Below are 5,364 nucleotides of genomic sequence, written 5' to 3' on the forward strand. Positions count from 1 at the left end.
GCCTATGCCGACCTGATCGGCAATAAGCGCGCCTCTATCATCACCACCGAGGACGTGATGATCTCGGCCGCCGGCATGCTGTCGGTGTTCATCCGCGAGCCGGAATTCGTCGGCCAGACCAAGGACAGGCTGGCGACCATCGAGGCGATGCGCATCGTCGAAAACGCCATCCGCGACCCATTCGACCATTGGCTTGCCGACAATCCGCAGGAAGCCTCGAAGCTTCTCGAATGGGTCATCGCGCGCGCCGACGAGCGTGTGCGCCGCCGCCAGGAAAAGGAAGTCTCGCGCAAGAGCGCGGTGCGCAAGCTGCGCCTTCCGGGCAAGCTCGCCGATTGCACGCAAAATGCGGCCGCCGGCGCCGAGATCTTCATCGTCGAGGGCGACTCGGCCGGCGGCTCGGCCAAGCAGGCGCGCGACCGCGCCAGCCAGGCGGTGCTGCCGCTGCGCGGCAAGATCCTCAACGTCGCCAGCGCCGGCAACGACAAGCTTGCCGCCAACCAGCAGATTTCCGACCTCATCCAGGCGCTCGGCTGCGGCACGCGCTCGAAATACCGCGACGAGGACCTGCGCTACGACCGCGTGATCATCATGACCGACGCCGACGTCGATGGGGCGCACATCGCCTCGCTGTTGATCACCTTCTTCTATCAGGAGATGCCGAACCTGATCCGCGGCGGCCATCTCTACATGGCCGTGCCGCCACTCTATTCGATCCGGCAGGGCGGCAAGGTCGGCTACGCCCGCGACGACGCGCACAAGGACGAATTGCTGCGTACCGAGTTCACCGGGCGCGGCAAGGTCGAGATCGGCCGCTTCAAGGGCCTGGGCGAGATGATGGCCTCGCAGCTCAAGGAGACCACGATGGATCCGAAGAAGCGCACTCTTCTGCGGGTCGATGTGATCGACGCCGAGCAGGCCACCAAGGATGCCGTCGACGCGCTGATGGGCACCAAGCCTGAAGCGCGTTTCCGCTTCATCCAGGAGCGCGCCGAATTCGCCGAGCCCGACGTGCTGGATATCTGATCGCGGAAGGGTCCATAAAGACTCCTGTACGGAGACGAATGTGACCTGGACGCGTCTGAAAGAGCTTGTCGAGACATCGTTAAACGGTCTGACGCAGCCGACCCGTTCGGACTGGATCTTTGCCCTGCGCACGGTTTCGGCCGGGCTGATCGCGCTGCTTGTTGCCTACGCGCTGAAGCTGGACCATCCGCAATGGGCGATGATGACGGTTTTCATCGTCGCCCAGCCGGTGGCCGGAATGGTGCTGGCGAAGGGCTTCTATCGGCTGCTCGGGACGCTGGCCGGCGGCCTGGCTGCGATCGGCATAACATCCCTGTCCGGCGCCAATCCCTGGCTGCTGGTCACACTCCTGGCGCTCTGGATCGGCGTCTGCACGCTCGTATCCTCGCTGCTGCGCAACCCGGAGGCCTATGGCGCGGCGCTTGCCGGCTACACGGCGATGATCATCAGCCTGCCGGCGCTCGGCCAGCCGATCGTCGTTGTCGACCTCGCCATCGCGCGCTGCGCGGAGATCGTGATTGGGATCGTCTGCGCCGGCGTCACCAGCCGGCTGATCCTGCCCAAGCTCGCGGCCGACGCCATCATCTCGCGGCTGAAGCGCAGCATCCTCGACCTCGCCGAATATGCCGGCGGCGCCTTTTCCGGCGGCGATCCGGCAAGCCTTGCCGCGCTCCAGCGCAAGCTGATCACCGACGCCCAGACGCTCGCGGAAATGCGCACCTATGCGCGCCTGGAAGCGCCGAGCTTCGCCCCCCGCGCCCACCCGGTGCGACGCACCATCGGTCAGCTACTGTGGGCGCTGTCGGCGGCGCGCACGCTGCACAGCCACCGCGCGCCGAAGAATGCGGCGCTCATCCCCATGCGACGCGACTTGAAAGCCTTTGTCGGCGAGCTGGCGGCGACACCCGGCGCTCTCGACGATACGGGCCCGTGGGTGGCGCGGCTCGATGCGATCGCGAGCAAGGCCAGGGAGGTGTCGGCCCTGCCCGACGATGCCGGTACAAACAATGCCGCCGAGGACAAGGTGGGCACCGTCACTCGCCTCACCATTGCCGGCGATTTTGCCGAAGCGCTGAAACAGGTGCTGGACGGCCTCGATGCGCTTCGCTCGCCAGTCTCCCGGAGATCGAATGAGCGAAGCCAGCCGGCACTCGTCGTCCACCGCGACTACCAGGCCGCATGGCGCAACGCCGTGCGCGCCGCGCTCGCGACGCTGCTCGTCGCCGTCTTCTGGCTGACGACCAAATGGTCGGAAGCGGCCGGCACCGTCATCCTCGTCGCGGTGGTCTCCAGCCTGTTCGCGACGCGTCCCGATCCCGTGCAGTCGGCCTGGGGCTTCTTCACCGGCACCCTGATCGCGTTGCCCTTTGCCTTTCTGGTCGGCCAGGTCGCGCTGCCGGCGCTGCCCGGCTTCGGCTGGTTCACGCTCTTCGTCGTGCCGATCCTGGTGCCCGCGGCGCTCGGCATGGCCAATCCACGCCATGTCGGCGTCGCCACCGCTTTCGCCATCAACTTCCTCGCCTTCCTCAGCCCGCATCAGCAGATGACCTATGATCCCGGGCCGTTCTTCGCGGGCTCGGCCTCGATCCTGGTCGGCATCCTGATCGCCATCGGCGTCTTCATCGTCGTGCTGCCCGCCGACCCCTGGGTCACCGTGGAGCGTATCTCGCAGGCGATGCGCGAGGATCTGGCGCGGCTTTGCCTGCATGAGCGGATACCTCGGCGTTCGGCTTTCGAAAGCCTCGCCTATGACCGGATCAACCAGCTGATGCCGCAGGTGCAGCGAACGGGCCGCAGGGGCGACCCCATTCTCGGCGGCAGCATCGCCGCCGTCACCGTCGGACTGGAGGTGCTTCGGCTGCGCCATGCGCAGCTGGACTCCGCCCTGCCGCGCGAGACAGTCGAATCCATCGGCAATTTTCTGCGCGGCCTGGCGCGCGAATTGTTGTTCCGGCGGCCGGGCGAGCCGCAGACCGCGACCATCGCGGTGGCAAGGCAGTATGCGGCCAGCATTGGCGAACGCAGCGATCGGCTCGAAATGCTGCGGATCGCAGCCTCCCTGCGCATCATTGCCGCGGCGATGGAAGACTATCCGGATTTCTTTGCAAAGGGCCGAGGCTGAGGCGTCAGGCAGCTGCAATCGCCAGCGCGTGGCCGCGCGCGTTTTCGCGCAGCGCGTCGAGATGGATCGACTTGACCAGCCCGGCAAGATCGCCCTCGGCCGATTGGCCACCGAGTTCCTTCAGCATCAGCCAGCTCACTTCCTGCACGCCGGCGACACGCCGTCCATTGGCGACCTCGCGCCAGACTTTCAGCGCGCGCAGGATGATGCCATGCGTCGCCGGCGCAAGCCCGGCGCTGCGGAACAGCGCCTGCAGCGCCACGTCGTGCCCGCCGGCGAGAAGCGCCGTCACTCGCTGCTCGGACTGTCGGGCCAAAGCTACCAAAGTCGAGCCGAAGAAGTCGACCTTGCCATGCGCAATGGTGCGGATGATGAAGCTGGCGGTGAGGTCGCCGCGGAGCCTCAGATGCTCGATCAGCGCGGCATGCTCTTCCATGCGCGTTCCCTCGATCAGCGTCACCGAGGCCTTCACGCAGGCATCGCGCATGACGCGATCGGCGCGCGCCGCGCCCATCATCGCCAGCACCAGCGGCGATCCTTTCAGGGTCTCGCCAAGCTTGACCAAGAGCATGTGGCGGCAGTCGGCCGGCAGGCGCCGATCGGCGATCAGCGCCTCGCGCACCAGCGGCACGTGGCCATGCCGCTCGGCCATGCGGCGGAAACTCAGCGAAGCAATCTCGGCGCCGCTGTTCCCGACCAGCGCGGCGCAGGCTTCCGGTTCGCCGATCTCGGCGATTGCGGCCGCCAGCGACATCGAGACCACCGGGCGGTTGGCGATCAGCGCCTGCGTCGCCTTCTGGCCGCAGACGACGCGCTCGACGAGATCGGCATCGGTAAGCAGCGGCGAACGCGCCAACACCAGCGTCGCCACTTCCGGCTGGTCGGCGGCCAGGGCGCTGATCACCTGCGGCGGCGCGTGATGGCTCATCGACAGCGCCTCGGCAAGCGCCTGTCGCACCTTGGACGAAGCATCGTCCAGAAGCAGCGTCAGCGCCGCCTCGGCGGCGCAGCGATCCTCGAACGGCAGGTCGGAATTGATATAGGCTCGCGCCAGCGCGCTCGCGGCGGCGGCACGCTCGGAAACCCTTGCCGTATCAATCCATTTTAGAAAGTGCGAAACAACCATGCCGACCAGCTACGCCCTTGCCGGAATGTCCCCGGCCCCGTTGTGAACGGTAGGCTGGAAATGGTTTACGAACGGTTCACCATATTTCTTAACCGGCTTGATGGAGACGCAGCCAACGCCTATCAAGCGATGGAATTGCGGGGAGATCGATCATGGCCGGGCTTTATCTGGAAGAGTTTGTCGTCGGCCACGTCTTCCACCACACGCTGCGGAAAACTGTGACCGAGAGCGACAACATGTTGTTTTCGGTGATGACGCTCAACCCGCAGCCTTTGCACATTGATTTCGACTTCGCCGCGAAGACCGAGTGGGGCAAGCCGTTGGTCAACTCGCTGTTCACGCTGGGCCTGATGATCGGCATTTCGGTGAACGACATCACGGTCGGCACAACGGTCGCCAATCTCGGCATGAAGGAAACGGTGTTCCCGCACCCCGTCTTCCACGGCGACACCATCCGGGTCGAGACGACAGTCGTCTCCGTGCGCGATTCCAAGTCGAAACCCGATCGCGGCATCGTCGAGTTCGAGCATCGCGCCTATAACCAGAATGACGTTCTTGTCGCCAAATGCACAAGGCAGGCGATGATGCTGAAGAAGGCGGTCTGATGCGCTCGCTGCTGTTCGTGCCCGGCGATTCCGCGCGCAAGCTGGAAAAGGGATTCGAGGCCGGCGCCGACGTCGTCATCGTCGATCTCGAGGATTCCGTCGCCGGCGCGAACAAGGTTGCGGCGCGCGCGGTCGCGGCCGGCTTCATCTCGAACCAAAGGCGCCGGAGAGGTCCCGCCGTCTATGTGCGGGTCAACGACCTTTCCACCGGCCTCACCGACAGCGACCTCGCGGCCCTTGTCCCTGCGAAGCCCGACGGCATCATGCTGCCCAAGTCGAACAGCGGGCAGGATGTCCAGCAACTCGCGGCGAAGCTTCGGGTGCATGAGGCTGAAAGCGGGCTCCCGGATGGCGCCATAAGAATCCTGCCGATCATCACCGAAACCGCGTCCGGCGTGCTTGCGGCGGCAAGCTATGCCGGGGCAAGCACGCGGCTCGCCGGCCTGACCTGGGGCGCGGAGGACTTGTCTGCCGCGATCGGAGCG

At 65.8% G+C, this 5,364-nt stretch carries 5 protein-coding genes; 4 read left to right on the plus strand and 1 reads right to left on the minus strand.

Annotated elements, in window-relative coordinates; all coding sequences use genetic code 11:
• Both EOA28_RS23750 and EOA28_RS23755 read left to right on the plus strand, forming a co-directional pair.
• A partial coding sequence (locus tag EOA28_RS23750) for a toprim domain-containing protein (protein WP_245501583.1) occupies window positions 1-1,026 on the plus strand: 1,026 nt, incomplete at its 5' end.
• Window positions 1,027-1,066: 40 nt separating this feature from the next.
• Window positions 1,067-3,148, plus strand: a complete 2,082-nt coding sequence (locus EOA28_RS23755; protein ID WP_127386066.1) for an FUSC family protein — start codon at window positions 1,067-1,069, stop codon at window positions 3,146-3,148.
• 4 nt (window positions 3,149-3,152) lie between these two features.
• On the opposite strand, the gene EOA28_RS23760 is transcribed toward EOA28_RS23755, so the two are convergent.
• Window positions 3,153-4,274, minus strand: a complete 1,122-nt coding sequence (locus EOA28_RS23760) for a DUF2336 domain-containing protein (RefSeq protein WP_127252153.1) — start codon at window positions 4,272-4,274, stop codon at window positions 3,153-3,155.
• Window positions 4,275-4,426: 152 nt separating this feature from the next.
• Here EOA28_RS23760 and EOA28_RS23765 point away from each other — a divergent pair, with 152 nt between their 5' ends.
• Both EOA28_RS23765 and EOA28_RS23770 read left to right on the plus strand, forming a co-directional pair.
• Window positions 4,427-4,879, plus strand: coding sequence for a MaoC family dehydratase (locus EOA28_RS23765; RefSeq protein WP_126082353.1), 453 nt, complete (start codon window positions 4,427-4,429; stop codon window positions 4,877-4,879).
• A partial coding sequence (locus tag EOA28_RS23770) for an aldolase/citrate lyase family protein (RefSeq protein WP_245501584.1) occupies window positions 4,879-5,364 on the plus strand: 486 nt, incomplete at its 3' end. The genes EOA28_RS23765 and EOA28_RS23770, both read left to right, overlap by 1 nt.

The sequence above is a fragment of the Mesorhizobium sp. M2A.F.Ca.ET.067.02.1.1 genome (assembly GCF_004023285.1).
Lineage (GTDB): Bacteria > Pseudomonadota > Alphaproteobacteria > Rhizobiales > Rhizobiaceae > Mesorhizobium.